The following is a 26,229-nucleotide window of genomic DNA, read 5'->3' as shown; positions in this document are numbered from 1 at the left end:
CAGTACACCTAGCGCGACCAGCGCTCCCGCACGAGGCGACCGCCTCCGGCGTCGACCCGTCAGCCCCAGTGGGGCGGGCGGTCGAGCCGGAGGCGGTCGTCGTTCGCGTCGGAGGCGGCGGGCGCGTCACCCCAGCCCTGCGGGGCGTCCTCGGCCGCGGGTACCGCGGGCGCGCTCGCAGCGGCCTGCGGCGTGGGATCGGATCCGGGCACGGGCGGCGTCGATGCGCGGCGCGACCGGCGCGCGGGGCGACGCTCCCCCGCGGCGTCCGCCGGCGCGTCGTCCCCGACCGCGTCGCGCTCCGGCATCACTCCGCCCGGTGCGCGCCGGCCTGGACCTGGACGGGGGCGGTCGCGGGGTGCGCGTCCGAGATCGCGCCGAGGGCGGTGGCGATGCGGCGGGCGACGGCGTCCGGATCCGCGAACAGCTCGAAGGAGTGCACGCGGAGGTAGTGCCAGCCGAGGCGCTTGAGCATCTCGGGGCGCAGGCGCAGGGACTCGCGGAGGCTCGTCTGGTTGACGACCGGGTCCGTCTCGATCGCGATGGCCCGGCCGCCGTAGGACGCGACGAGCCCGAGCTTGTCGCGGTGCCCGAGGGCGGGCGCGAGGCCGAGGCCCTCGAGGCGGCGGGCGAGGTCCACCAGCATGGCGTCGCCGTCGTCCGGGATCGGGTCCTCCTTGAAGCGGGCCTCCGCCTCCGAGAGGATCTGGGCGAGCGCGACGATGCCGTGCTTCATCCGGTCCTGGTCGATGTCCGAGGGCTGGAAGCAGGAGACGACCACCATGGAGCGGCGGGCGCGCGTCATCGCGACGGCGAGCAGGCGCTCCCCGCCGGGCGCCGCGAGGGCGCCGAAGTTCGACAGCACGCGGCCGTGCGGGGTGCGGCCGTAGCCGACCGAGAAGATCACCCGGTCGCGGCTCTGCGCGACGCACTGCTCGAGCGTCGCGACCATGAACGGCTCCGCGCGGTCGCCGATGAAGAACTCGGTGACGTCGCTGCGCTTGGCGGCCGCGTGGAGCACGGCCTGCTGCACGCGCACGGCGTGCCGGGCGCTCGCGGTGATGACCATGAGCGATTCGCGCGGGCGGTGGCTCGCGTGGTCGAGCACGAGCTCCACCACGCGGATCACCTCGGCGTCGACGCTCTCGACGGCTCCGGTGTCCTCGTCGGGCATGCCGTGGCCGTCGGCGACGAAGTCGAGCGACAGGCTGCCGTGGCCGAGGAACGTGCCCGCCCACGGGAGGGACTGGATCCGGCCGCCGTAGAAGCGGCGGTTGACGAGCTCGGCCAGGTCCTCGCCACCCGCGCGGTAGCTGCGCGTGAGGGAGAGCGTGGGCAGCAGCTCGCCGAGGCGCGCGAGCGCGGAGTCGGCGTGGCGCTCCTCGAGCGTCGAGTCGTCGTCCGCGAGCTGGGGCGTGGAGCGCTCCGACTGCGGGACCACCGCGATGGTGAACGGCGACGGCGTCTGCGTGACGGGATCCCCGAAGACGACGGTCTGCTTGCCGCGCCGGATGCCGCCGAGGGCCTCCGCGAGCGTCATGGCGCCGGCGTCGACCAGGAACACGGCGTCGAAGGGCATCTCGTCGGTGATCGCGGGCACCTCGTAGGGCGACGCGAGCCAGACCGGCGCGATGGTGCGCGAGAGGTGGGGCGCGGAGTGGTGGAGGGCCGCGGCGTCGACGGGGGCGGATCCGCCGAGCAGCTGACGCAGGTGGTGCGCCTCCTCGGGCCAGTCGACCACGCCGATCTTCCACGTCTCCGCGAGCTGCCACGCGAGCAGGCCCGCGCTGGCCGTGGCATGCGCCTCGTCGACGAGGCGGAAGTCGGACTCGAGGCGGTCGAGCACGCTCGTGTTCGCGTTGAGGAGCGCCTTGTCGCCCGCGAGCATCTGCTCGAGCACGGACTGCCACCAGGCGAGCTCGAGCTCGGCGGCGACGGCCTCCTGCGGCACGTGCCGGTCGGAGAGGTCGCGCAGCAGCGGATCGAGGTCGAGGCGGCGGAGCTCCGCCAGCAGGGAGGTGCGTTCCTGCAGGTTCTGCAGCACCTCGCTGTCCTCGGCGAGCTGGGCGACCTTCTCGCGCAGCTCGTCGACGGGCAGCTCGCCGAGCGGGGTGGGACGGGTCAGCATGCTCAGCGGCGCGTCGAGCACCTTGAGGTCGGCGGCGACCTCCTGGTAGCGCACGTGCACGTCGGAGATGCCGCGCGGGACCTCGGGGGTGGAGCCGACGGCGACGTAGCGCTGCCACAGGATCCGCTGCTTCTGGATCGCCTTGAGGCTCTCGTGCATGTCGGAGATGTGGACGCCGGGGCGCACGTACTCGCGCGCGAGCTTGCGGAGGCGACGGCGGGTGATGCTCGTCATCTCGGGGGCGTCGCGGCGGGATCCGGTGGCCGCGATGATCTCGCTGAGCGACCGGTCGAACACCACGGGCTGGAACTTGTCGAGCGTCTCGCGGACGTCGAGGAGGAGACGCAGGTACACGCCGAGCTCGTCGATCGACTTGTACGCGCGCATCCGCGTCTGGCCGATGAGCTCGTCGGCGCGCTCGAGGAGGCGCGGCAGGCCGTCGGCGGACAGCGACTTCGCGAGGTCGTGCGCGTGGGTCGCGGCGGCGCTGGTGGAGAAGGTGGCGCCGTACCAGGGCGAGTCGCCCGGGCCGTAGCGGAACTCGCCGAGGCTCGCGGCCTTGACGAGGGACGCGGCGGCGCTCGCGCGGTCGTGCGCGATGGCCGTCACGGCGTCGCGGGTGAGGCGCGCGGTGGTGGCCGGCGGATCCGGCAGGAGGGCGAGACGGGACAGCTCGCCGAGCGCGTCCAGCACGGAGACGCCGAGGTCCTTGTCGGGGCGGCCGAGCGCGAAGCGGTAGTCGAGCAGCACATGGCGGAGGCGCACGAGGGCGTCGTCGACCTCGGCGGTCTGCGCGGGCGCGGCCTTCTCGTTGCGCACGATGGACTGCACCACGTCGCGCTTCAGCGACTTCGGCGCGACCGCGAGGCCGGGGAGGCCGACGTCCGCGAGGCGCTGGCCGATGCCCTTGAGCGAGGAGGCGCGGGGGCTCACGACGAGCACGCGCTTGTTCTGCGCGACGAGGCAGCCGATCGAGTTGACGATGGTCTGCGTGCCGCCCGTGCCGGGGAGCGTCGTCACCACGAGCGAGTTGCCCGCGTTGATCTGCGCGATGACGTACTCCTGCTCGGGATCCGCGTCGAGCAGCAGGGTGTCGGTGACGGGCGGGCGTTGGTCCTGCGGGATCGGATCCACGGGCGCGTACGCCTCGCCGACGCCCCACTTCGCCGTCGGGTTGCCGGCGATGGCGTCGATCACGAGGTGGTCGAGGTGCTCCGCGTCCTCGGCGAGCGCGCGACCCACCTCCGCGAAGGAGGAGACGACGAGGCGCGGCTGCACGGCGAACGCGGGGAGGTGCGAGGTGAGTCCGCGCAGGCGGTCGATGACGGGCTGCGGCTTGAAGGCGCCGTTCTGCACGGCGAGGGCGACGAACGACTCGGCGTCGAGCGTGATCTGGAACTGCTCCTCGAGCGCTCGCGCGAGCGCCGGGTTGAGGAACGGCTGGCCCTTGAGGCGCACCTCGTAGTCGCTGCCGTGGCGGCGGATCGCGAGCGGGCGCAGGAGCACGGGCGCGCGGAACTGCTCGTCGGCGAAGCGCCACTCGGCGAGGCCGATGGCCAGGTGGATCGACTCGATGCCGCGGGCCGAGACCAGCTCGATGCCCTTCTGGGTGATGCGGTTGGCGGCCTTGCGGGCGCTGCGAAGCGCGAGGTCGTCGCGGATCAGGGACGACAGCAGCGTCGTCTTGCCCGTGATGAATTGCGCGAGCCCGCCGGGATGCGTCGTGCTCAGCTCGATGCGCGAGCCGGGAGCGTCCACGAAATGGAGGAGAGGAGAGGGACCGCCGATGCCGGCCAGCTGCTCCCGCCACTCGCGCCAGCGGGGCTCGGCCACGTTGCCGCTCCCGAGCTGCACGTCGCCGACGCGGAGGTCGTGGGGGCTGGTGCTGTTGTGGGAAGCGTTCACGTGGGGGTCCTCAAGATGCTCGGCGGCGAACCCGGAGAGCAGGTCGTCGTCGTCGGATCGTTCATTGGCACGCCACACCCGGCAACAGTACGACGCGACGGGTGGGGAAACCGGCAGGCGGGGCGGCGCGGGGGTGGATCCGGCGGGCGCGGCGGCGCTCGTGGCGACGCTCGTCCCCGGGCTCGTCACGGGCGGCCTGCTCTCGATCGCGCGGGCGGGGCTCCGCTACCATGGGCCGGTCAGCCTCTGTAGCTCAATGGAAGAGCAGTTCCGTCCTAAGGAAAGGGTTGGGGGTTCGAGTCCCTCCAGGGGCACCCTCCGCATCGCGATATCGAGCCGCTATCATCGCGGGCATGAGCGATGCGTCCGTCGGTGAGGAGCTGCGCCGCCTCCGCCGCGAGGCCGCCCTCTCACAGCGCGAGCTCGCCGCGGTGACCGGCGTGCCGCAGCCGAACATCGCAGCGTACGAGAGCGGGCGCCGGCAGCCGTCGCCCGAGACCCTCGTCCGACTCGGCGCCGCGCTCCGGGCGCCGTCGCTCGACCGGGTCCGCGCATCCCGAGGTCCCATCCTCGAGGTCGCCGCTCGGCGCCGCCTCAGCGACGTCCGCGTCTTCGGATCCGTCGCGCGGGGAGATGCCGCGGCAGGATCCGACCTCGACCTCCTCGTGCATCCCGCGGCGGATGCATCGCTCTTCGACCTCGCGGGCTTCATGGCTGAGGTAGCCGCGCTGCTGGGGATCGACGTCGACGTGGTCTCCGACCGGGGTTCGGGACCGATGATGGACCGCATCCGGGCAGAGGCCGTGGCCCTCTGATGATCGACGAGGAACGCGTGCCGGCGCTCCTCGCCGACATCGCGCGGTTCGCTGCCTCCGCCCGACGGGTGACGGCGCGCGGCCATGCGCGCTTCGTCGACCCCGATGACGACGAACAGCGCCGCATCGCGCGCTCGCTCGTCGTGGACCTCTCGAGCGCGGCCGACCGGCTGCCCGCCTCCTTCCGGGACGCCCGCCCGGAGATCGACTGGAGCGGGATCCGCGCGGTGCGGAACTACGTCGCCCACGACTACGACGGCACCGACATGGAGGTGCTGTGGCGCGTGGTCGCGGTGGAGTTCCCGCGGATCGCTGACGCGCTGAGCGCGTGACGGAGCCCTAGACGCGGATCGCCTCGGCCGCGTGCACCCCGACGGCGCACGCGAGCGCCCTGGATGCCGCCCCCGCCGTGGAGAACCCCGGTGGCCGGCCGTCGGCTGCCGCTACTTTCAGCGCATGATCAGGTCAGCCGCCGCGTGCACCCTGTGGCGAGGCGCCGACCGACCCGAGACGCGCCGGGGGCGCGCGGGCGCCGCCGCCTCGCCGCCGCCGTGCTGGGCATCGTCATCGCCTTCGCCCTCAGCGCTTGCGGGGCGGTGATCGACACCACGATGTCCGTGGACGCCGGCGGATCCGGCTCCCGGCAGATGACCGTCACGCTGAACCAGCAGGACCTCGCTAAGGTCCCGGGCGGCTCGGCCGCCATCGACGCGTCCATCCGCCGGCACCTGCCGTCCCCGCTGGCCTACTCGGGCATCTCCGCGACGGCCGACGGCGGCATCACCGCGACCTTCACGCTCGCGTTCTCGTCTCCCGCGGACTACTCGGGCGAGGTCGCCGCGCTCCTCTCCTCGCGCACGGGCTCGTCCGCGCCCCGGCTCGCGGTCACCGACTCCGCTCTCGTGCAGGGCATCGAGCTGCAGGAGTCGTTCACGAGCAGCGACCTGCTGGGGTGGATGTTCTCCGGCCTGATCGCGGACAGCGTCGTGGACGGCAGCGAGGGCGTCGGATCGCTGCGCGAGGAGGGCCGCGCGGCCATCGTGTTCGCGGGAGAGCGGCACGCGGACGTCGGGGATCCGCTCTCGTACTCGCACGAGGAGAACCACGGCTTCGACGGCGTCTCGATGGCGACGGACGCATCCGACCCGGGGCGCATCACGCGGACCATCACGTTCCGCGCCGAGCAGGGAAGGGACCAGGCCGACCTGGCGCGGCTCGACGCGTTCGTCCGGGGCGCCGTCCCGGCGGGAGGCGAGGTCGCCGCGCCCGAGCCGGGCACATGGACGCTGGCCTTCACCGGCGACGCGGCGGCGATCCAGGCGGACACGACGACCGCGCTCGGCGGCGGCGCCACGCGCTTCGCGGTCGACATCTCCCCGCGGGCGGACGACCCGTCGCAGGAGGTCATGCAGCTCACCGACACGGCGTCGTGCGCGGCCGTGTGCGCCGTCGACGCCATCGGGCGCAGCGGGGTGCCCGATCGCTTCACCGCAGGCGCCGACTACTCCCCGGAGTCGATGGACGTGGGGTCGATGGACGTGGGGTCGACCACCGCCGGCCCCGTGAGCTTCGTGCTCAGCCCACCCATCTCCTCGCTCGCGTCGCACCTCTCCATCGGCTCCAGCGGCAACGTCACCGGCACGACCACCATCGTCGTCCCGAAGTCCAGCGCCGACGCTGTCGGGGACGGGTTCCTGCAGCGATACCGGCCGGATCCGGACGTCGGCACGATCGCCTCCGACGCGGGACCGGACAGCACGACCTACACCGTGTCCATCGCGGGCTCGAGCGTCGAGGACTTCACGGACCGCTACGCGCGGTGGGCCCCGGGAGCGTCCGTGGGGGCGCGGTTGGTGGACGACGGGCTCCTCGTCCAGCACTCGGAGTACGCGATCGACCCCGGCTTCGACGCCCTCGCGTCCGGGCACCGCGTCCTCGACGGCACCGACGTGACGCTGGACCTCCCGTTCGGCTCGTGGGTCGCCGGGGCGCAGGGCGGCTCGGGCGCTGACGGCGCCCGGATCACCGTCGTCCGCACCAGCAGCCTGACGCCGGCGGGCGTCGCCGCCGTGGCCGTCCTGGCACTCGCGCTCGCCGTCGGGCTCGCGCTCCTGATCCGGCGTCGACGGGCGGTGGCGGCGCGCGTCGCCACGGCACGGGCGCGGCTGGACGCAGCGCTGGCCGCGCGACGCCGGACCCGGCTCGACGAGCGGCTCCCGATCGAGCCATCCCTCGGCGCCGACGCGGTGGAGCACGGCTCGCTGCTCGCGTTCCCGGCCCCGTCTGCCATGGCCGGCGTCCTCACGGGTGCGCTCGACGTGGATCCGCCGCCCGAGGTGGTCAGCGGGCCACCCCATCGCGGCGCACTGGCCATGGCCCCGCCGCCCCGCAGCACGGTCCCGGTCCCGGGACCGACCCTCCTAGACGCCCGACCCACCTCGGCCACGACGTCCACCACCACACGCACCACCGACCGCACCGACACCTGGGGAGCCTGACCGCATGTTCGAACCGCAGATGGATGACGACGCCGCGACCAAGCCGATCGTCGAGGACGGCGGCGGAGGCGTCACGGCCCCGGGCTCGCCGACGCATCCGTTCCGGCTGCTGCCGGACGAGACCGTGCTCGGCACCTACCCCGTCGCGCGCCGCACCCGACCGCTCGGCCGGCTGGTGAGCTACCTCTTCGTCACGGACTCCCGCGTGATCTACTCGGCCGAGGCCAAGACGGTCACATCCTCGTCCACCTACTCGCGCGAGTACAAGATCGACAAGGTCGACGGCATCGAGGTGGGCCGCGACACCGGCTACGACGCGCTGGGCGTGGCGGCGCTCGCCGGCACCGCGATCAACCTGCTGGTCAGCCTCATCGCCTGGCTGGTGCTCGTGGGCGCCGGCTCCTCCAGCCTCGACGGCCTCGCGTGGCTGTTCGGCGTGGGAACCTTCTTCGCCCTCGTCCTCGGGGTGATCGGGTTCTTCGTGCTCCGCAGCAGGGCGGCCGTCCTCAGCGTGATCACGGGCAGCCAGCGACAGGAGATCACCACCCGGCACGACGTGGCGAAGATCCTGTTCGTGCTCGTCCTGTTCGTCGCGCTGGGGCCCATCGCGATCCTCAGCGCGGCGCTCTGGGTGCTGGCGCGGGAGCTGGGCATCGTCAGCGCATCGGACGCGGGCCTCTACATCCGCACCGACGACCTCGACCGCATCTCGTTCGAGGCCGGCGCGCTGATCCTCGACGCCCAGGCGCGCGGCAAGCTCGCGGGGTCCTGGGACTGACCGTCCCCACGGATCGCGGATCAGGCACGAGACAGGAGAGACACATGCACGTCATACAACTGGGACAGCTCCACGACTCCGAACCGACACCGGACATCACGGTGCAGGACCCCGTGACGGATGAGGCCCGGAGCTACACCCTCACGCCGCGGCTGCTCGACCTGATCCGACGCGTCGACCCGGTCGCCGCCGATCAGCCCTTCACGGCGGATGAACGCCGGATCCTCCGCAACATGGCCGGGATCGGCGTCATCGCCCTCGTCCCGGATGACGCGCCGTTCACGCGGTTCGACTTCATCCCCGCCACCCGGGCCGACATCCTCTTCGACGCGGCGCTCGAGGAGGGGTACCGGCTCACCTCCGAGCTCGGGGGTCCCTTCGAGCTGAGCGAGTCCGGCGCGAGGTTCCTGCACGAGGCGGACGGCCGGCGCACCCTCGGCGAGATCATGCAGAGCGTCCGGGACCGCGCGCTCGCCGATGACGATGAGCGCCGGGAGATCGAGGAGGACGAGCGTCGCGGCATCTCGTTCGACGATCTGCTCCGGGCTGAGGCGTTTCGGTTCGCGAAGGCGTGCATCGGCCATCCCGCCCTGAGCCTCGAGCCGGGCAGCGCCTGCCCGGTGGACGAGCCCGCCACCTAGGTCCCTGGACCCGCGCACCACCACCGAACGGAAGCAGACCATGCACGTCGTACCCCTCGGCCACCTCAGCGACTCCGCGGGCGGCCCCATCGTCACGGTGCAGGATCCGTCCACCGAGGAGGCGAGGAGCTACCGGCTCAGCCCACCCCTCGCGGATCTGGTGCCCTCGCTCGACCCCCGCGAGACCGACAGGGCGTTCACGGAGGAGGAGTCCCGCCTGGTCGCCGGCATGGCCCGCCTGGGGGTCGTCGCCCTGGTCGCCGACGACGCGCCGCTCGGGGATCTCCGCTTCATCCCCGTGACCCGCGCCGACGTCCGCTTCGACGCAGCGCTGGACGACGGCTTCCGCTTCGACTCCGACCTCCATCGGCCGTTCGAGCTGAGCGAGTACGGGACCCGCCTGCTCGAGAAGGTCGACGGCCGCACGGACCTGGGAACGATCGCCGAGGCCGTCCGTCAGGAGGCCCTCGCCGACGAGGGCGACCGCGCGGAGATCGCGGAGCACCAGCGCACCCACGGCCAGAGCTTCGAGGACTTCCTCGTGGCCGAGGCGTACCGCTTCGTGGACGCGCTCCGCGGGAATCCGACGGTGACGTTCGAGCCCGCGCCCGCACGAACCTGCCGATGAGCGAGAAGGAGGACGACATGCACGTCGTGCAACTCGGATATCTCAGTGAGGTGGACGGCGCGCCCAACGTCACCCTCCAGGATCCGCGCACCAGGGAGAGGAAGGGATACCGGCTCGAGCACCCCATGTTCGAGCTGCTGCAGTCACTCGACCCGACCGAGACGGTGCACGACTTCACGCCGGAGGAGTGGCACTACCTCCGCGGCTTCGCGCGCCTGGGCATCGTGGCCCTCACCAGCGACCACGACTCCGTCGACGAGCTCACGTTCATCCCGGTCCCGCGTGCCGACATCAGCTTCGTCGGGATGACAGACAGCGGCTACCAGCTGACGTCGACGCTCGGCGAGAAATTCGAGCTGAGCGAGCACAGCACCCGATTCCTCGGGATGGCCGACAGCGAGCGGAGCCTCGCGGAGATCGTCTCCGCTGTCCACCAGGAAGCCCTCGACCGCGTGGAGGAGCGGCCCGCCGTCGAGGAGATGGAGCGGGAGTCGGGTGCGTCATTCGGCGAGTTCCTCGAAGCCGAGGCGTATCGGTTCATCCGGGCCCTCCGCGGGAACGAGGCGGTCTCGTTCGAGCCGCACACGATCCCCGTGGCCGTGGAGGAGCCGAGTCCGGGTCACGCGGAGACAGGCAGACTCTCCCCGGCGGGCGAGTCCGGCGAATGAGCACGCAGGGCATCTCACCCACAGCACCCTCGAGAGGATGAACGACATGCGCGTCGTGCAGCTCGGCCACATCGCCGAATTCGATGGCCGCCACAACATGGCGGTCCAGGATCCCCTCACGCGGAAGGCCGCGAGCTACGACCTCACGCCGGAGGCGCTCGAGCTGCTGCTCTCCCTCGACCCCACCGAGACCGGCCGCGTGTTCACACCGGAAGAGCGTCGCCTCCTCCAAATCTGCGCCGGACTCCGGATGGTCGCGCTCGTCGAGGACGGAGCGCCGCTGTCCGAGCTGCCGATCATCCCGGCCCCTCGATACGACGTGATCCTCGACGCCATCCTCGAAGACGGCTACCGCTTCACCTCCGAGGTCGACGAGCCCTTCGAGCTCAGTGAATACGGCGCGCGCCTCATGTCCCGGGTCGATGGCAGGACGACTCTCGGAGAGATCGCTCTGGCCGTCAAGCAGGAGGCGCTCGCGGATGAGGAGGACAGGGCCGCGATCCGCGTCGGCGAGGTGGAGCTGCAGCAGACGTTCGACGAGTACATCGAGGACGAGGTCTACCGCTTCATCGCCGCCCTGCGCGGACGAGAGGCGATCACGTTCGAAGCGACCGCCGGGGAACGGGCGTGAGCGCCGTGCTGCCTCTCACGCTCCCCGCATCCGTGCGCCCGGAGTGGTGATGCCCTACTCGGAGGAGGTGGTCTCGGGCATGGCACTGCGGGACTGCGCGGGACATCTCGGTCCACGGCCGGCGGAGTTCGGGGTCCACGGCGTCGACGGCACGAGCATCGGGTTCGACGACGCGATGGCCGGCCGGCACGTGCTCTACCTCGGCGGCATCGGCACGGGGAAGACCGTGGGCATCTCCGCGCTCGTCGCCTCCGTGCGCGCGAGCATGACCGCCGACGACGTGATGGTCGTGTTCGACACGAAGGGCGACTACCACGAGACGTTCCACCGGCCGGGTGACGCGGTCATCGCGGCCACGCTCGCCGACGAGTTCGCGGGGCAGGTGTCGTGGAACCTGTTCGAGGAGTTCCGCGCGCTGCCCCCGGGCCGCCTGCCGGAGGACGAGATCTTCGAGATGTGCAGTGGCCTGTTCTCGCGTCTCATTGCCGACGCCGGCGACAACGCCTACTTCGCCAACGCGGCGCGCGACGTGTTCACGGCCCTCGTCACCGCGATGTACCGGGAATCCGAGGAGCGGTCGAACTGCGACATCCGCATGATCGTCGGCGGCATGGGCACGTCCGAGATGCACGCGCTGCTGGACCGTCCAGAGAACGCCGACCTCCGCGGCGCGCGGCACTACATCGCCAAGGAGGGGTCGAACTCGACCATGGCGACGATGGCGTTCATGCAGCAGGTGATCCAGGAGTCGTTCCGCTCGTCGTTCGGGCGGCCGGGCGACTTCTCCATCCGCGCCTTCCTCCGCGCGAAGGGCGCGCGGGCGCTCTTCCTCGAGTACGACATCGCCTCGGGCAGCACGCTCGCACCGGTGTTCACGACCATGCTCGACGTCGCGATGAAGGAGGCCATGTCCCGACGCCGCGCGGGCGGGCGCGTGTTCTTCGTGCTCGACGAGTTCGCGCTGCTCCCCGAGCTGACGCACCTCTCCGACGGCGTGAACTTCGGCCGGTCGCTCGGGCTGCGGTTCATCGTCGGCACCCAGAACGTCAAGCAGGTGCAGGAGATGTACGGGCCGGAGATGGCCGCGTCGGTGCTGTCGGCGTTCGGATCCGTGTTCGCGTTCCGCCTCTACGACGGGGACTCGCGACGCTTCGTCGGCGACCGCTTCGGCGCGAACCGCAAGCTGACGCGCTTCGACGCGTCCGTGCGCGGGTCGGGACTCCGCGAGGAGGTCATCACAGGGGCGGTGGTCGAGGACTGGGACCTGTCGAGCCTCGGCGTGGGGACCTGCATCGCGGCCATTCCGGACGGCCCGCCGGTGTCCGGTTCCGGTTCGCGGCGCCGTCGGCGTAGGCGTCGCCCACGTCGCGGGAGGACCGCGGGGCAGAGCTCCGGCGAGCCGCACCGCGCCGTCGGTAGCATCGCCAGCCGGGGTGCGCGCCTGAGCATGCGCGACGCATCGGAGCAGGCCCACGACAGAGAAGGAGGACCCATGCACGTCGTCCCGCTCGGGTACATCGGCGAATTCGAGGGCAAGCCGAACCTCGCACTGCTGGATCCGCTCACGTCGAAGACCAGGCACCACACGCTCGCGCCGGAGACGGCCCAGCTGCTGCGGTCGATCGACCCGACCCTGTCCGACCAGGATCTCGACGAGCAGGAGCGCCGTCTCCTCGTGGGGTACGCGAAGCTCGGCATCGTCGCCCTCATCGGCGACGACGCACCTCTCTTGGCCCTGGACGTCATACCCGTGCCGCGCGTGGACATCATCCTCGATGAGGTGCTCGACGACGGATACCGCTTCAGCTCGGGATCCGACGAGCCGTTCGAGCTGACCGAGTATGGCGCCAGGTTCCTCACCAAAGCCGACGGCCGACGCACGCTCGGGGAGATCGCGGAGGCGACGCGCGACGAGGCCCTCGCGGACGAGGCCGACCGCGCCGCGATCGAGGAGGGCGTGGCGCGCACCGGGCAGTCGTTCGAGCGCTTCCTGATGGACGAGGCCTACCGCCTCATCGCCGCCCTCCAGGGTCGCGTGGCCGTGACGTTCGAGGCGACCGAGCGAACGTGAAGGGCCGCCGGGTGCTGGGCGGCGTCCTGGTAGGAGGAGTCGCCTTCATCGGCGCCGCGGGCATCCCCTCTCATGCCGACGGAACGGATCCGAACGCGCTGCTGGACAGCGTCGAGGCAGCAGCCGTGACGCCCGTCGAGAGACGCGAGGAGCAGGAGGAGCGGATCGAAGCCGCGCGCGATTCCACCCGGGGCGATGCGTCGGCTCTCCGAAGCGACCTGCCCCATCCGCACGATCTCCCCGGGGACGGAACGAGATCGGTTGCCGTGACGTCAGCGGGCGCGCGCGCGCGGGAAGCACAGATGGACCAACCGAAGACGGCCCCGCGACGGCGAGCGCAGGGGACTCGCCACCTCCGCGGACACGCCCCACCGGACCGCCGGCGGCGATCATCCGACGTGCGACGCCAGCCGCGACACGGCTCGGGCGGGGCGCCGGTCACCGTGATGCGCCCGGAGGACGCGGACGGTGACCAGGCATGGTGCACGGGCCCGGAGCCAGAGCTGATCGGAGCGGGCTCGGTTCGGCCGGTCCGTCGAGCCGCCCTCGTCTCCACGACGAGGTGCGGTGAGGTGAGGTGCGGCGCAGCCCATCCGTCCCGGTCGGCGCCTCGTACTACGCGACGACCGCGTCCCCCGCGTGGACCCGGATCGCCTCGCGGATGGTGTCCGCGTGCGCGTAGATCTCGTCGAGCGATCCGATCGGGTGCCGCGTCTCGACCTTGTGCGCGTCGAAGAGCCCGAGGTACTTCTGCTTCTTGCCGTTGAAGTGGAGGCGGGCGATGGGCTTGCGGTTGTTGTCGTCGAGGAGGATCGCGAGGTACGACTTGGCGTCGCGGTGGACGACGCGCTGCGGCTTCACCTCGCTGCACGTGATCGCCTTGACGATCTGGTAGCCCTCGAGCTCCTCCAGGGTGGTCTCGATCTCGGTGTCCCGGTCGAGGTCGGCCTCGACGACCTCCTCGCTCGTGATCGCGTCGGCCGACGGCGCGGTCGGCGCCGACGGGAACGCGGGCGCCCCCAGAGCCGTCTTCAGACGGTCGTTCACTTGCTCGTTGAGGTACTGCTTCGAGGCCTTTCCCACGAGCGTCGTGAACTGCTCGCGGACCTTCTCCGTGAAGGATCCCTCGTACACGCGGCGGGTGAGGAGCTTCACCCATTCCGGGGTCGGCTCGCGGAACTCGGCGGCGATCGCCCGCTTCAACGCCCCGACGTACTTGAGCTCGCCCGCGGCGCTGATGATCGAGTCGAGGTCGAACACGTCCTTGGTGAGCTTCATCAGCTCGGGCAGCAGCGTCTCGTCGATGTCCGCGAGGTCGAGCACCAGGAACGGCTTCTCGTCCATCCGGTTCGGCGCGTCGAGGTCCGTGTAAAAGTGGTAGACCTCACCGTTCGTGAGCACCGCGATGCGCGCGTTGGTGACGGCGAAGTAGCGGAAGAGCTGCGAGGCGTGCTCGATCTTGAGCGGCTCCGTCGACTTCTTGCACTCGATGAGGATCTGCACCTCGCCGTCGCGCATGATCGCGTAGTCGATCTTCTCGCCCTTCTTGAGGCCGAGGTCCGCCGTGAACTCCGGGACCACCTCGAGCGGGTTGAAGACGTCGTATCCGAGGATCGTCGAGATGAACGGCATGATGAACGCGTTCTTCGTCGCCTCCTCCGTCTGGATGGCCTCGCGCTGGTTGCGGACCTTCAGGGCCAGGGCGGCCAGTCGTTCGGCGAATTCCACGGGGACTCCCTCGTCTCGGTGATGCCGACGATACGGATGTCGACGCGTGCTCATGGAGATGCCGGTGCCCCCATTTCGGGTCGGGTGGCCGACTGCTACCGTGACCGCATGGCCAGCCGAGACGTGCGCGAGGAGCTCGCCGCGTTCGTCGCCGAGCGGGACTGGGCGCAGTTCCACACGCCGGAGAACCTCGCGAAGAGCATCGCGATCGAGGCGGGCGAGCTGCTCGAGTGCTACCAGTGGGATGCGGACGGCGACCCGGAGCAGGTGAAGGCCGAGCTGGCCGACGTCCTCACGTACTGCCTGCTCCTCGCCGAACGACTCGGCCTCGATCCCGACGAGATCGTGCAGGACAAGCTGGCCGTCACGCAGGCCAAGTACCCCGTCGACAGAGCGCGCGGCCGCAGCACCCGGTATGACGCACTTTGACGTCCGTCGCGTCGCGCTCTCCGGCGATGCGGTCGCGCGGTGGGGAGCGGAGCATCCGCGCAACTCGAACTGGCCCGTGGTCTACGTCCTCGACGGTCCGCCCTCCGGTCAGCGGGCGAGAGGTCGCGTGCGCGACGACCTCTACGTGGGGGAATCGCTGCGGGCCGCCGCGCGCCTCGCCCAACATCTCAAGTCCGACGCGCGCGGACATCTGGCGACCGCCCGGGTGATCGTCGGCGAGAACTTCAACAAGTCCGTGTGCCTCGACTTCGAGTCGCGGCTCATCAACCTCTTCTCCGGCGACGGCGCGTATACCGTCCTGAATCGCAACATCGGGATCACGAACGCGGACTACTACGACCGCGTCACCTACACCGCGGAGTTCGAGCGCGTCTTCGAGAAGCTGAGATCCGAGGGGCTGTTCCAGCGCTCCATCGCGGAGATCGAGAACGACGACCTCTTCAAGCTGTCCCCGTTCAAGGCGCTCTCGCCCGACCAGGAGGTCGCGCTGGAGCAGGTCCTCGAGAGTCTGGTGACGGACCGGCAGGCGGGCAAGGAGAGCACGACGGTGATCCAGGGCGAGCCCGGCACCGGCAAGACCGTGGTGGGGATCTACCTGCTCAAGCTGATCGCGGACATCGGTCGGCTCCCGGTCGACGACGTGCTCGACAGTGATTCCCTGTTCGCCGACTTCTTCCTCGGCGAGAATCGCGACGCGCTCCAGGGGATGAGGACCGGGTTCGTCATCCCGCAGCAGTCCCTGCGCGAGAGCGTGAAGAAGGTCTTCACCCGGACCCCCGGATTGCAGGGCGTCGAGGTCCTGACGCCCTTCCAGGTCGGCGAGAGCGCCGGACGCTTCGACCTCCTGATCGTCGATGAGGCGCATCGCCTGAACCGCCGGGCGAACCAGGCGTCGGGCCCGCTGAACCGCAAGTTCGAGGACATCACGGTCGCCCTCTTCGGGGAAGACGACAAGCAGAGGACGCAGCTCGACTGGATCCGGGCGAAGAGCATCCACCAGATCCTCATGATCGATCCCGCGCAGAGCGTCAGGCCCGCCGACCTCGGCGCGTCCACCATCGACGGCGTCATCGCGGAGGCGCGACGCGATCGGCGCTGGCAGCCGCTCATGTCGCAGATGCGCGTGAGAGCGGGGACGGATTACATCGGGTACATCCGCCGCGTCCTCGGCGCGACGCCGAGTCCGCGTCCGGAGAAGCCGCTGACCGCGGACGCTCTCGGCGACTACGAGCTCCGCATGTTCGACGATGTCGGTGACATGCACGCGGCCATCCGCGACCGCGATCGGGAGCACGGGCTCGCGCGCATGGTCGCGGGCTTCGCGTGGGAGTGGGTGTCGAGGAAGGACCCCCACGCCTTCGACATCGAGATCGGTGCGTACCGTGCGCGATGGAACAGCACCCAGCGCGACTGGATCGCGTCGGCGAATGCACTGGAGGAAGTGGGGTCGATCCACACCGTGCAGGGATACGACCTCAACTACGCCGGCGTGATCATCGGCCCGGACCTCCGCTACGACCCCGAGGCCGGCCGCCTGTTCATGGATCGGGACTCCTACTTCGACAAGAAGGGCCAGGAGAACAACCCGACGCTCGGCATCACCTTCTCCGACGACGACCTGCGCCTGCTCATCAGCAACGTCTACGCGGTGCTCATGACGCGGGGCATCCGCGGGACCTTCGTGCACGTGATCGATCCCGCGCTATGCGAGCACATGCAGCGCCTTCTCCCTCGCGGTTCGTGATCGCGGCCGCAGCGCGGCTCCTCGCGGTGGACGGCCTGCTCGGGCTCCATCGCCGCACCCGAGAATGAGTAGTCCGCGCGGCCGCACCGGATCGGCATCACCGCCGAGAGGAGCCCGGGACCTGCGCGACGAGAACCGCGGCACGCGGAGCCGGACCCTCGACACCGTGGAAGCAGACGCCGATGAGTGCATCCGTCTCCCCTCCCGTCCCCCTCTCCGTCCTCGACCTGGTCCCCGTCTCCGCCGGGTCGTCGTCCGCCCAGGCGGCCCGCGACAGCGTGGACCTGGCCGTCCGCACGGAGGCGATCGGCCACGCGCGGTAGTCGTCGGCCGGCGAGAGTGCCCGCGTCGCCGGATCCCGCGGCCTGCCCTTCGGCGCCGACTACCACTCGACGCCGTGGGGCGTCCTCGATGCCGTCGCGGTGTATCGCGAGCACTTCGTGCCCGGCGTGGTCGCGGCCCCGCACGTGATCGTCTCGGCCGGCGTGCTCGTGGCCGGCACCGATGCGGAGGGCCGGCGCCTCGCCTCCGGGTTCGCGCGCTGGGTGCTCTCCATCCGCTCGGGCTGCGGGGCGATCCCCTACCCGGCACCGGACGACGAGGCCGCCGCGCTCGCGCAGGTGCAGGACCGCCTCGACACGCACATCGTCGCGGATCCCGCAACGGTCACCCGGAAGCTGGAGACGCTCCGGCGCGTCACGGCCGCAGACGAGCTGCTGATCACGACGACCGCCCACGATCACGCCGCCCGGGTCCGCTCCTACGAGCTGCTCGCGGAGGCGTGGGGCTCGCGCGGCCTCTGAGCAGTTCCACGCCGGTGCACGGCATCAGCGCGGGTCCCCGTCCCTCTCCGCCTCCCGCCGCTTCCGCTCGATGGCGTCGCGGTACTTCTGCATGGTCCGTTCCCCGGCGCGGCGGCGGATCTCCTCCACATCGGGCGCGAAGGTCTCGCGGGTCATGTTCTTCAGCTCGACGTACTTCCTGTCGAACTCGTCCTGGGTCATCCCGGGCTCCCACGAGCGACCGATGGCGATCCCGACCGCGGATGCCAGCTCCCACGCCGCTCCTACCGCCGCCCATGACGAGCGAGCCGCTCATGAGCCAACCGAGGGCCACGACTCCGAGCAGCGCGACCAACGGGGGCACCAGCGCGAAGTCCCACCCGCCCGGCGACGAGAGGTTCCGCCGCCGGGCGAAGGGATCCTCGACCAGGACCTCGATCAGCGCTCCGACACCGACGGCTACGGCCGCGAGCGCCACCAGGTCCCCGACACCCGTCGACGGAACGGCAGGGAGGAGTGTGGCGACCCAGAGAAGCCCGAGGACGAACGGTGCCTTGATGACCCCGAGGACGAGATGCCCCGACAGGGGCGCCCACAGACCCGGAGGCTCCCAGGAGTGGGGGTTCCGCGGTCGTTCGTCTGTCATGCCCGTGCCCTTCTCCTCATACCGATCACCCGAAGCAGTCAGCGATGGCTCGCTCGATGCCCGCCGTCGAAGGAAGATCTCGCGTCCTCGTTCGAGCCGATAACCCTGCCGATCGGAACGCCGTACCGCACGATCGATCCGCCGATTTCTGTCGCAGAGGCGAATCGGTCGACAGCCAGTTGTGCTTCCTCATGAGGTGGCGAGCACGGCGAGCGATTCACGAAGGCTTGAGAAGCGATGTTGACCACCACACACGGCTCTCCCACGGAGGTACTGATGACTCGCGCCGATGCCCCGTTCGCTCAGGCGGCCAAGCCATCGGCATGCCCGGTCGGTCGGCGAGAACGGGTGGCCGATTCGGCATGCTGCCCAGCGGTTCCCGCCCTTGCCCGCTACTGCGTCGAGATGAGCACGCGGGCACCATGCTCAAAATGCTAATGCGCCCATCTCGGGCGAAGCATCGGCTGTCACGGAAGCGTCAGCAACCGCCGGGCTCGTCGCCTCCCGCCTGGCGCCGCTTCCGCTCGATCGCATCCCGGTACCTCTGCATACTCCGCTCCCCTGCGCGGCGGCGGATCTCCTCGACATCGTCGGCGAAGGTCTCCTTCGTCATCTCCTGGAGCTCGACCCACTTCGCATCGTGCTCCGCCTGGGTCATGCCGGGCTCCCACGGACGCAGCCACGCGATCTCCACGGCCTCGACGAGCGCCCACGCCCCGGCGAGGGCAAGGCCGCCGGCGAGTGCCCCGGTCACCGACCAGCCCAAGAGGACTATTGGCGGGAGGGCGGCGAGCGCCGGCACGAGGGCGAAATCCCACCCACCCGGCGACGACAGCCGACGTGCGCGTGAGAAACGGTCCTCGACCAGGACCTCGACCAGTCCCGCCGCGATGGTCGCCGCCGCCACGCCGGCGACCATGCCGCCGAAGCTCACGTCGGCGTCGAAAAAGAATGTCGTGAGAAGCCATAGGGCCAGTAGGACCCCCGGCGCTTTGAGGACCCCGAACAGTAGGTGTCCGGACATCGCGGCACCGAACCCGGGCGGTTCCCACGTCTCTGAGTTGCGTGCTCGTTCGTTGCCCATTTGGCTGCCCTCCAGATTCATGTGAAGCAATCCGCGATGACACCGTCGATGCCCAGAAGACCCTCCAGCACCTGAGCGGCGTCTTCTCCCTCGGTCACACCGAAGTCGCCTCGCCTGATGGCGGCCGCGATGGCGCGGACAGAGCCGTAGATGGCGCGTGCATCCTTGATCCAGCCGATGACCTTCCCGACGGGAACGCCATATTGCACGATCAGCCCGACGATGTCAGTCGCACAAGCGACCCAGTTGACGGCCAGTTCGATGCGCGGGCCAGTCGTGGACGCGCGAGGGCCTCCCGAGTCCCGTGCGAAGAGAGCTGTACTGAGGACAGGGCTGTCAGAGGCAACGCTCGAGCCCTCGTAGGCACCGCCGCTTCGCGCCTTGATCTCGGCGTCAAGCCTGTCAGCGTAGTTCGGAGTCGTCCGAGGGTCGGCCTGCTTCAGATCCTCGGGGAGGGACTCCAGAAGCGACAGCATCTGACCAAGTTGATCGTCCTGAGCATCAGACGTCGCTCGGGACGCACTGACCGCCTTGGTGCTGGTGCCGAGAAGCGCAGTCGTCGTCGATGGGACAAAGGTGCGACCGCGCCGCACCGGTCGCATGAGGGGTCGGAGTCGCCATCAGGGCCGCCGAAGCCGTCACGCTGATCGTCGTGACGACGGCGCCCGCAACCAAGCGCGCTCTCGTCCGCCTGCCACTGTTCATCTGCCAATTCCTCCCGCCTGCGGACACCGCTGCCCTGCTCGCGTAGCAGGATGCCGAAGAACAGCCGTGCGAAAAGCACACATTGCACAGGTTGCCCGCCCTCAACGGCGACCTCGCCCCTGCCCCCCCCTCAATCAGCACACCGCCCCGCTTCACACCCCCGACACGGCACTCTGCACATGGCGCCCTCGGCGTGCGGATCCCTACGCTGTGGCACCCCGTCGCCACACCCGAGGAGACTCCATGGCATCCACCGCACCCGACGACTACGCACTCGCGCGGGTCCCGCAGGAGGCGCGCTACCACTGGTTCCCGATCGCCACGCAGCGGGTCGGCCAGCTCTCGGCGCTGAGCGCCTTCGTCGTCGCCGCCACGCTCGGCTTCAGCATGAGCTTCTGGGACGCCTTCTGGGCGATCACCATCGGCGCCGTGATCCTCGAGGTCGTCTGCATCTTCACCGGTCTCATCGGGATGCGCGAGGGTCTCAACACCTCGGTGCTGTCGCGCTGGACGGGCTTCGGGCACAACGGGTCGGCGCTCATCGGCCTGGCCGTCGGCATCAGCCTCATCGGCTGGTTCGGGATCCAGTCGGGCGTCTCCGCGTCGGGCCTCAACTCGATCATGCCGTGGCTCCCGGTGTGGGCCTGGTCGCTCGCGTTCGGCCTCATCATCACCGCGGTCGTGATGCTCGGCTTCCACGGGATGCAGTGGGTCGCGAACGTCGCCGTGCCCCTCTTCCTGCTGCTGGTCGGCTGGGCCGTCGTCATCGAGCTGCAGAAGCACGACATCTCGGAGCTCGTGACGCAGTCGGCTCCGGGGCCGCAGATGTCGATCATCGCGGGCGCGTCGATCGTGGCCGGCGGATTCATCGTCGGCGCGCTCATCTCGCCCGACCAGACGCGCTACAACCGGTCGGCCGCGGACGTCGTGAAGCAGACGATCGTGAGCATCACGGTCGGCGAGTACCTCACGGGCCTGTCCGGCGTGCTGCTCGCGCACGCTGTGCGCACGGCCGACGTGTCGGCCATCATCCTGTCGTCGGTCGGCTGGGTGGGCGTGCTCGTGATCCTGCTGGGCACCATCAAGATCAACGACTGGAACCTCTACTCGTCGGGCCTCGGGATCGTGAACTTCATCGACACGGTGTTCGGGCGGCGCGTGAACCGGGCGCTCGTCACGGTCGTGGTCGGCGTGCTCGCGGCGGCCGGGATCCTCGGGCAGTTCACCGCGTTCCTCACCCTGCTGGGCGTGGCGTTCCCGCCCATCGTGGGGATCATGATCGCCGAGTACTTCGTCGTGAAGAACTGGCGGCCGGCGCTCGACGCGTCGCGCGAGAACGGCGCGCTGCCGGCCAGCGCACCGCGCTGGGTCCCCGTGAGCCTCGCGATCTGGGTCGTCTCGGCGCTCGTCGGCTACTTCGCCACCTTCGGCCTCGGCAGCCTCAACGCCGTCATCACGGCCTTCGTGCTCTACGCGGTGCTCGGCAAGGCCGGGTTGATCCGCGGCGTCGGGGAGGTGTGCACCGAGGCGGTGGCGCAGCCCGCCCCCGGCGTCGCGGCGCCGGATGCGGCGACCGCGGGGAAGGTGGCGACCCGATGAGGATCGGCATCGACGTCGGCGGCACCAACACGGACGCCGTGCTCATGGACGGCGACCGCGTGGTCGTCGGCATCAAGTCCTCGACCACGCAGGACGTGACGAGCGGCATCGTCGGCGCGCTCGCGGAGCTCGACCGGCAGCACCCGTTCGATCCCGCTGGCATCGACGCGGTCATGATCGGCACGACCCACTTCATCAACGCGCTCGTCGAGGCCAGGCGGCTGGCACCCACGGCGGCCGTGCGGCTCGCGCTGCCGGCCACCGCCTCGCTGCCGCCCTTCGTCGACTGGCCCGAGGAGCTCGTGGCCGCGGTGCGCGGCACGGGCTACCTCGCGCACGGCGGCCACGAGTTCGACGGGCGGGTCATCGCGCCGCTCGACCACGACGAGCTCAAGCGGCACGCGGCCGACATCGCCGCGCGCAGGCTCCGGTCCGTGGCGATCTCCAGCGTCTTCGCGCCCGTGAACAGCGAGTTCGAGGTGGAGGCGGCCGCGGTGCTCGCCGCCGAGCTGGGGCCGGACGTCGCGATCTCGCTCTCGCACGAGATCGGCCGCATCGGCCTGCTGGAGCGCGAGAACGCGACGATCATCAATGCGCCGCTGCGCGAGCTGGCCGACCAGATCGTGGGCGGGCTCGAGCGCGCGGTGCGTGGGCACGGGATCACCGCTCCCCTCTACCTGTCACAGAACGACGGCACGCTCATGGGCGTGGACTTCGCGCGCCGCTACCCGGTCGCGACCTTCGCCAGCGGCCCCACCAATTCGATGCGCGGCGCCGCCCTGCTCTCCGGACTCGGCACGTGCGCGGTCGTCGACATCGGCGGCACCACGAGCGACGTGGGCGTGCTCGCCGGCGGGTTCCCGCGGGAGGCCACTGCGGAGATCAGCGTGGCCGGCGTCCGCACGAACTTCCGCATGCCGGACGTGCTCTCCATCGGCATCGGCGGCGGATCCCTGGTGCGCGGCGACGGCGACCTGGTCGGCCCCGACTCGGTCGGCTACGAGCTCGGCCGCCGCGCCCTCGTCTTCGGCGGCGACACCCTCACGACCACGGACATCGCGGTCGCGGCGGTGGCCGAGCGGATCCAGCGCGTGCAGCGCATCCTGCAGGTCGACCTCCAGGACGCAAAGACGCGCCTCGCCCTGCACCTCGCCTGCCGCACGGTGCTGGCGGCGGGCGCGTAGGGCCGGGCGTCAGGAGGCCGGCACAGCCTCCGCCCCGTCGAGCGCGCGGCTGGCGCGATACTCCTCGGCCGCCGGGTGCAGGGCGAACTCGACGATCTCCACCGCGTGCGCCTTCAGGGCGTCGAGCACCTCGTCGGGCGTGACGTAGAAGAACTCGCGTCGGAGGTTGATCCGGTTCACGCGGTGGTCCGCGAAGGTCCGGTGCAACATGGCCTCGACACCCACCGCGTCGTCGGCGAAGAACAGCGCGTGGACGTCGAAGCGGAACGGCACGGACGCGTCGCCGAGCTCGACCACCCGGTCCATCGGCTCGAGCCGCCGGGTCATGCCGATCTTCACCATGCGCTCCCCGAACGCCCCGACGTTGGAGATCACGTAGACGTATCCGGCGCGCACGTTCGCCGCCCGGTAGTCCACCTCCACGAGCGCGCGGTCGACGTCCTCGATCCGGTCCCGCATGCGCGCCGCGCCCTCGAGGTCGCCCTTGTTCTCCAGCGCCGCCAGGGTCGCGGCGTAGTGGGCGCGCTCCTTGTCGAGGCGGTCGTGCTCGGCCTGCAGCTCGGCGGACGCCTTCGCCTGCTCGCGGAGCTCCGCCCGGCGCTCGCGCTCCATCTCCTTCTCGGCCTGCAGCACGCGCAGGTGCGCGCTCGCGAGCTGCAGCTCCTCGAGACGCAGCTCGTGGTACCCGTCCTCGATGCGCAGGTCGATCATCGTGCCGCTCCGGGCGATCTGCTCCGCCGCCTTGGTCAGCCGGTTCTGCGCGACGTGCAGGTTGCCCGCCTTCGTCGCCTTCACGGCGTTCTCCGCCTCGGCGTTGTAGGCGCGCAGCAGCACCTTCGACATGTCACTCACGAACCGCCGCCCCTGCGCCTCGGACCCGTTGAACGTGAACCCGGACGTGGCGGTCACGGCCCGCTTGTCCCGGACCGCGTTCTTGATCGTGTACCGCAGCGCCTCCAGGCGCGACGCGAGCTCGGCTGAGGACTCCGCCGGATGGTCGTAGTCGAACAGGCCGACGCCCTGCAGCTCCGCCGTCGTGGTCACGTCGACGAGCTCGGCGCGGGCCGCTGCGAGCTCGGCGTCGAGGGCGCGACGGGTCTCGATCCGCTCGTGCACGGCCTCGTCCACGGCGTGGAGTTCGGCCTCGGCCCGCAGGCGCGCCGCTCGGGCGTCCGCCTCGGCACGGTCGCGCACCGCTCCCGCATCGGCCTCCGCCCGTCGGCGCTCGGCCCCGGCCTCCGCCAGCATCCGATCGCGCTCCTCGCGCGCCGCCGCGACCAGCGCGGACGCGGCCTCGGCACCGGTCCGCCGGGCGGCCTCGGCCTCCGCCTCGGCACGCTGGCGGTAGTCGTCCACCTCGGCGTACTCGCGCATGCCGTGCCGCCGGACCAGGTCCTCCAGCTGGGCGATGTGCGCCTCAGCGGCCGCCGCGCGCTCCCGGGCCTCGCGCTTCGAGAGGCGGTCGACGGGCGGCGCGGCGGGCGCGACCGGCACCGGCTCCGGCTCCGTCGGGGTGACCTCGGGCTTCGGCTGCACGTGCTCGGTCCACTGCGCGCCGTCCCACCAGCGGACGTAGCGGGGATCCTGGTCGTCGTACCAGCCGGCGGCAGCGCTCATCCCCTCAGGCTAGGCAGCCGCCCCCGCTGCCAGGAGCCCCCGTTCGAGGCGACGACCGCGCCCCATGTGGACGCTCGCCCGCTCCGCCCGGCCACCGCGCCTACCGTCGAGACCACCGCTCTCCCGCCGCACGCGCGGCCAGGCGCACCCCGGCCCGACGCAGGTGCGCCCCGGCGGATCCACCACGACACGCACGAGAGGCACGCCCACATGACCGACACCACCCGCATGATCCCCTGGGATGGCACGCTCGACGAGCGCGCGGCCCAGGCCCTCGAGGCGCCAGGCGGCCTCGTGGTCGCCGCCACGAAGGTCGGCTACATCCTCATGACGACCGACGGCGTCGGCCTCGAGCGCAAGTTCGACGCCAAGCAGCGCAACCGCGACAAGCCGGGCGTGGTGCTCTGCACGAGCATCGAGCAGCTGGAGCAGCTCGCGGTGCTGAACGACGAGATCCTCGCCTTCTACCAGGAGCACTGGGACGCCGACGTGCTCCTCGGCTGCATCCTCCCGTGGCGCGAGGACGCGAAGCACCTCATCCCCGACGAGGTCGCGGGCGAGCTCGCGATGGACCGCCGCGGCACGAGCTGCTTCGTGATCCGCTTCGGCCGCCCCGCCGAGCAGCTCGCCGAGCGCCTGTGGGCGAGCGGCCGCCTGTCGTTCGCGAGCTCCGCCAACCCGTCGGGCAAGGGCAACCGCGGGCGCGTCGAGGGCATCGGGGAGCGCATCGAGCAGCAGGCCGACGTCATCGTGGCGGCAGACGACTACGTCGCCTCCATCCAGCCGGGCCTCGACGAGACGAGCCGCCACGAGCAGGGAGTCATGGTGTCCATGGTCGACGCGTCCGGCGCGCTCATCCCCGAGCAGCGCGGCGAGCGCTCGGTCACCCCGAACCCGACGCTCATCCGCCGCGGTCTCGCGGTGGACGTCATCATGTCGGCGCTCGCCCGGTCGTTCCCGTCGTGGGACTACCGCCACGGCGAGTACTACTGATCCCGTCCGGATCAGCACCCGAGGGGGGGCCCGCGGAGCACGTCTCCGCGGGCCCTCCCGCATGTGCGCGCCTTGATCCGTGGTGCGCCCCTCCAATTCCTTAGGTGAGGAGACGGCGCCGCATTCCGTCGCGATATGCCGACCGTGGTCGCCCGCACGCTCCGGAAACAGCGCCGCCGACACCCGTCGGACGAGACGGAATGCGCGCGATGAGGGCGCGCGGACGTATCAGGAGACGACCTGCCCGTGGATTGTCGGACAATTCCGTCGCCGATTCACGGACGATGTCGGATTTTGCGGACGGAACAGGTATCGTGGCCCCCGTCGCATCATCTGATGCATCATCTGCAATGAGAGGAACAGACGTGGCTCGCAAGGTTGTCACCACGCTCGTCGACGACATCGACGGCGTCGTCATCGAAGAGGGAAAGGGCGAGACCGTCCCGTTCGCGCTCGACGGCGTGAATTACGAGATCGATCTCAGCGACGCCAACGCCGCGAAGCTCCGCGAGGCGCTCGACACGTACGTCGACCGCGCCCGCCGCGTCGGCCGTGCATCCACCGGCCGTTCGACCGGCACGCGCCGCTCCTCCTCCAGCGCCCCCAAGGAGGACCTCGGTGCCGCCCGCGAGTGGCTGCGCGAGCACGGCCACAAGGTCTCCGAGCGCGGCCGCATCTCCGCCGACCTGCTCGAGGAGTACCGCGCCAACAAGTAGGCGACACGACGCGCGCATCGCGCGCAGCACGTGCGAAGAGGGCCGATCCGCCAGCGGATCGGCCCTCTTCGTCGTCCCACGGGTGCCCCGTAATGAATTACGCAGCCCCGGAATAACGGGGCGGGGGGCGCGCGGCGCGCCGGGTGTCACGCGCGCGTCACGCCCGTGTCGCGGGTCGGTCGCGGGGGCGCGAGCACGCTTGCCGGGAAGAAGGAGCA

General features: G+C 70.8%; 25 protein-coding genes and 1 tRNA gene. 19 read left to right on the top strand and 7 right to left on the bottom strand.

Features of this window, described 5'->3' with window-relative positions; genetic code table 11:
* Positions 1–59: 59 nt before the first annotated feature.
* Together CMS_RS13775 and CMS_RS13770 are read right to left on the bottom strand one after the other, a co-directional pair.
* Positions 60–308 carry a hypothetical protein gene (locus tag CMS_RS13775; protein WP_041464721.1) on the bottom strand — a complete coding sequence of 83 codons (249 nt, stop codon included), beginning with the start codon at positions 306–308 and terminating at the stop codon, positions 60–62.
* On the bottom strand, positions 308–4,033 hold the full coding sequence (locus CMS_RS13770) for a DUF4011 domain-containing protein (RefSeq protein ID WP_086935926.1): 3,726 nt from the start codon (positions 4,031–4,033) through the stop codon (positions 308–310). The genes CMS_RS13775 and CMS_RS13770 overlap by 1 nt, the downstream gene beginning before the upstream one ends.
* A 242-nt stretch (positions 4,034–4,275) precedes the next feature.
* Here CMS_RS13770 and CMS_RS13765 point away from each other — a divergent pair.
* From CMS_RS13765 to CMS_RS13720, 10 genes are all read left to right on the top strand, one after another.
* A tRNA-Arg gene (locus CMS_RS13765) sits at positions 4,276–4,347 on the top strand.
* Between the two features lie 39 nt (positions 4,348–4,386).
* Positions 4,387–4,848 carry a helix-turn-helix domain-containing protein gene (locus CMS_RS13760; RefSeq protein WP_012300026.1) on the top strand — a complete coding sequence of 154 codons (462 nt, stop codon included), beginning with the start codon at positions 4,387–4,389 and terminating at the stop codon, positions 4,846–4,848.
* Complete coding sequence (locus CMS_RS13755; protein ID WP_041464720.1) at positions 4,848–5,180, top strand: HepT-like ribonuclease domain-containing protein; 333 nt, start codon at positions 4,848–4,850, stop codon at positions 5,178–5,180. Before CMS_RS13760 ends, CMS_RS13755 begins: the two co-directional genes overlap by 1 nt.
* Positions 5,181–5,399: 219 nt before the next feature.
* Positions 5,400–7,346 carry a hypothetical protein gene (locus CMS_RS16270; RefSeq protein ID WP_133064092.1) on the top strand — a complete coding sequence of 649 codons (1,947 nt, stop codon included), beginning with the start codon at positions 5,400–5,402 and terminating at the stop codon, positions 7,344–7,346.
* A 4-nt stretch (positions 7,347–7,350) separates the two neighbouring features.
* Positions 7,351–8,124: a hypothetical protein gene (locus CMS_RS13745; protein WP_012300023.1), complete on the top strand. Its 774-nt coding sequence runs from the start codon at positions 7,351–7,353 to the stop codon at positions 8,122–8,124.
* A 44-nt stretch (positions 8,125–8,168) separates the two neighbouring features.
* The gene (locus CMS_RS13740; protein ID WP_012300022.1) at positions 8,169–8,765 is read left to right on the top strand and encodes a hypothetical protein; all 597 of its coding nucleotides are present in this window, start codon (positions 8,169–8,171) and stop codon (positions 8,763–8,765) included.
* A gap of 40 nt (positions 8,766–8,805) precedes the next feature.
* Entirely contained in the window at positions 8,806–9,393 is a 588-nt protein-coding gene (locus tag CMS_RS13735) for a hypothetical protein (RefSeq protein ID WP_012300021.1), read from the top strand.
* Complete coding sequence (locus tag CMS_RS13730) at positions 9,390–10,061, top strand: hypothetical protein (protein WP_012300020.1); 672 nt, start codon at positions 9,390–9,392, stop codon at positions 10,059–10,061. The genes CMS_RS13735 and CMS_RS13730 overlap by 4 nt, the downstream gene beginning before the upstream one ends.
* 37 nt (positions 10,062–10,098) lie before the next feature.
* Positions 10,099–10,692, top strand: coding sequence for a PqqD family protein (locus tag CMS_RS13725; protein ID WP_012300019.1), 594 nt, complete (start codon positions 10,099–10,101; stop codon positions 10,690–10,692).
* Positions 10,693–10,741: 49 nt separating this feature from the next.
* Positions 10,742–12,763 (top strand): type IV secretory system conjugative DNA transfer family protein, encoded by a 2,022-nt coding sequence (locus CMS_RS13720; protein WP_041464718.1) that lies wholly within the window; start codon positions 10,742–10,744, stop codon positions 12,761–12,763.
* 615 nt (positions 12,764–13,378) lie between these two features.
* Here CMS_RS13720 and CMS_RS13715 read toward each other — a convergent pair.
* Entirely contained in the window at positions 13,379–14,491 is a 1,113-nt protein-coding gene (locus CMS_RS13715; RefSeq protein ID WP_012300017.1) for a type I restriction endonuclease, read from the bottom strand.
* A gap of 108 nt (positions 14,492–14,599) precedes the next feature.
* Here CMS_RS13715 and CMS_RS13710 point away from each other — a divergent pair, with 108 nt between their 5' ends.
* From CMS_RS13710 to CMS_RS13700, 4 genes are all read left to right on the top strand, one after another.
* Positions 14,600–14,920 (top strand): nucleotide pyrophosphohydrolase, encoded by a 321-nt coding sequence (locus CMS_RS13710; RefSeq protein WP_041465081.1) that lies wholly within the window; start codon positions 14,600–14,602, stop codon positions 14,918–14,920.
* A complete protein-coding gene (locus CMS_RS13705) occupies positions 14,907–16,685 on the top strand; it encodes a DUF2075 domain-containing protein (RefSeq protein ID WP_012300015.1) in 1,779 nt (592 codons plus the stop codon). Before CMS_RS13710 ends, CMS_RS13705 begins: the two co-directional genes overlap by 14 nt.
* Positions 16,686–16,867: 182 nt before the next feature.
* Positions 16,868–17,008, top strand: coding sequence for a hypothetical protein (locus tag CMS_RS17360; protein ID WP_158309446.1), 141 nt, complete (start codon positions 16,868–16,870; stop codon positions 17,006–17,008).
* 99 nt (positions 17,009–17,107) lie between these two features.
* The gene (locus CMS_RS13700) at positions 17,108–17,488 is read left to right on the top strand and encodes an LLM class oxidoreductase (protein WP_049791952.1); all 381 of its coding nucleotides are present in this window, start codon (positions 17,108–17,110) and stop codon (positions 17,486–17,488) included.
* Positions 17,489–17,512: 24 nt separating this feature from the next.
* Here CMS_RS13700 and CMS_RS18025 read toward each other — a convergent pair whose 3' ends face one another.
* A complete protein-coding gene (locus CMS_RS18025; RefSeq protein ID WP_012300014.1) occupies positions 17,513–17,689 on the bottom strand; it encodes a hypothetical protein in 177 nt (58 codons plus the stop codon).
* A gap of 22 nt (positions 17,690–17,711) precedes the next feature.
* On the opposite strand from CMS_RS18025, the gene CMS_RS18020 reads away from it, so the two are divergent.
* Positions 17,712–18,308: a hypothetical protein gene (locus tag CMS_RS18020; protein WP_223842666.1), complete on the top strand. Its 597-nt coding sequence runs from the start codon at positions 17,712–17,714 to the stop codon at positions 18,306–18,308.
* Positions 18,309–18,591: 283 nt separating this feature from the next.
* Here the strand turns inward: CMS_RS18020 and CMS_RS13690 are convergent, their stop codons facing one another.
* Complete coding sequence (locus tag CMS_RS13690) at positions 18,592–19,218, bottom strand: hypothetical protein (RefSeq protein WP_012300013.1); 627 nt, start codon at positions 19,216–19,218, stop codon at positions 18,592–18,594.
* Positions 19,215–19,673 (bottom strand): hypothetical protein, encoded by a 459-nt coding sequence (locus CMS_RS13685; protein WP_012300012.1) that lies wholly within the window; start codon positions 19,671–19,673, stop codon positions 19,215–19,217. The genes CMS_RS13690 and CMS_RS13685 overlap by 4 nt, the downstream gene beginning before the upstream one ends.
* Positions 19,674–20,145: 472 nt before the next feature.
* On the opposite strand from CMS_RS13685, the gene CMS_RS13680 reads away from it, so the two are divergent.
* Together CMS_RS13680 and CMS_RS13675 are read left to right on the top strand one after the other, a co-directional pair.
* Entirely contained in the window at positions 20,146–21,501 is a 1,356-nt protein-coding gene (locus CMS_RS13680) for a purine-cytosine permease family protein (RefSeq protein WP_012300011.1), read from the top strand.
* Positions 21,498–22,685 (top strand): hydantoinase/oxoprolinase N-terminal domain-containing protein, encoded by a 1,188-nt coding sequence (locus CMS_RS13675; protein WP_012300010.1) that lies wholly within the window; start codon positions 21,498–21,500, stop codon positions 22,683–22,685. Before CMS_RS13680 ends, CMS_RS13675 begins: the two co-directional genes overlap by 4 nt.
* 9 nt (positions 22,686–22,694) lie before the next feature.
* Here CMS_RS13675 and CMS_RS16265 read toward each other — a convergent pair whose 3' ends face one another.
* On the bottom strand, positions 22,695–24,302 hold the full coding sequence (locus tag CMS_RS16265; protein WP_012300009.1) for a DUF4041 domain-containing protein: 1,608 nt from the start codon (positions 24,300–24,302) through the stop codon (positions 22,695–22,697).
* A 210-nt stretch (positions 24,303–24,512) separates the two neighbouring features.
* On the opposite strand from CMS_RS16265, the gene CMS_RS13670 reads away from it, so the two are divergent.
* A complete protein-coding gene (locus CMS_RS13670) occupies positions 24,513–25,295 on the top strand; it encodes an L-threonylcarbamoyladenylate synthase (protein WP_012300008.1) in 783 nt (260 codons plus the stop codon).
* A 365-nt stretch (positions 25,296–25,660) separates the two neighbouring features.
* Positions 25,661–26,011, top strand: coding sequence for a histone-like nucleoid-structuring protein Lsr2 (locus tag CMS_RS13665; protein ID WP_012300007.1), 351 nt, complete (start codon positions 25,661–25,663; stop codon positions 26,009–26,011).
* The last annotated feature ends 218 nt before the right edge of the window (positions 26,012–26,229 follow it).

Origin of the sequence: Clavibacter sepedonicus (assembly GCF_000069225.1) — a bacterium.
Classification (GTDB): domain Bacteria; phylum Actinomycetota; class Actinomycetes; order Actinomycetales; family Microbacteriaceae; genus Clavibacter; species Clavibacter sepedonicus.
Note: the sequence above shows the minus strand (reverse complement) of the source record. Positions and strands in the feature narration are given on the sequence as shown.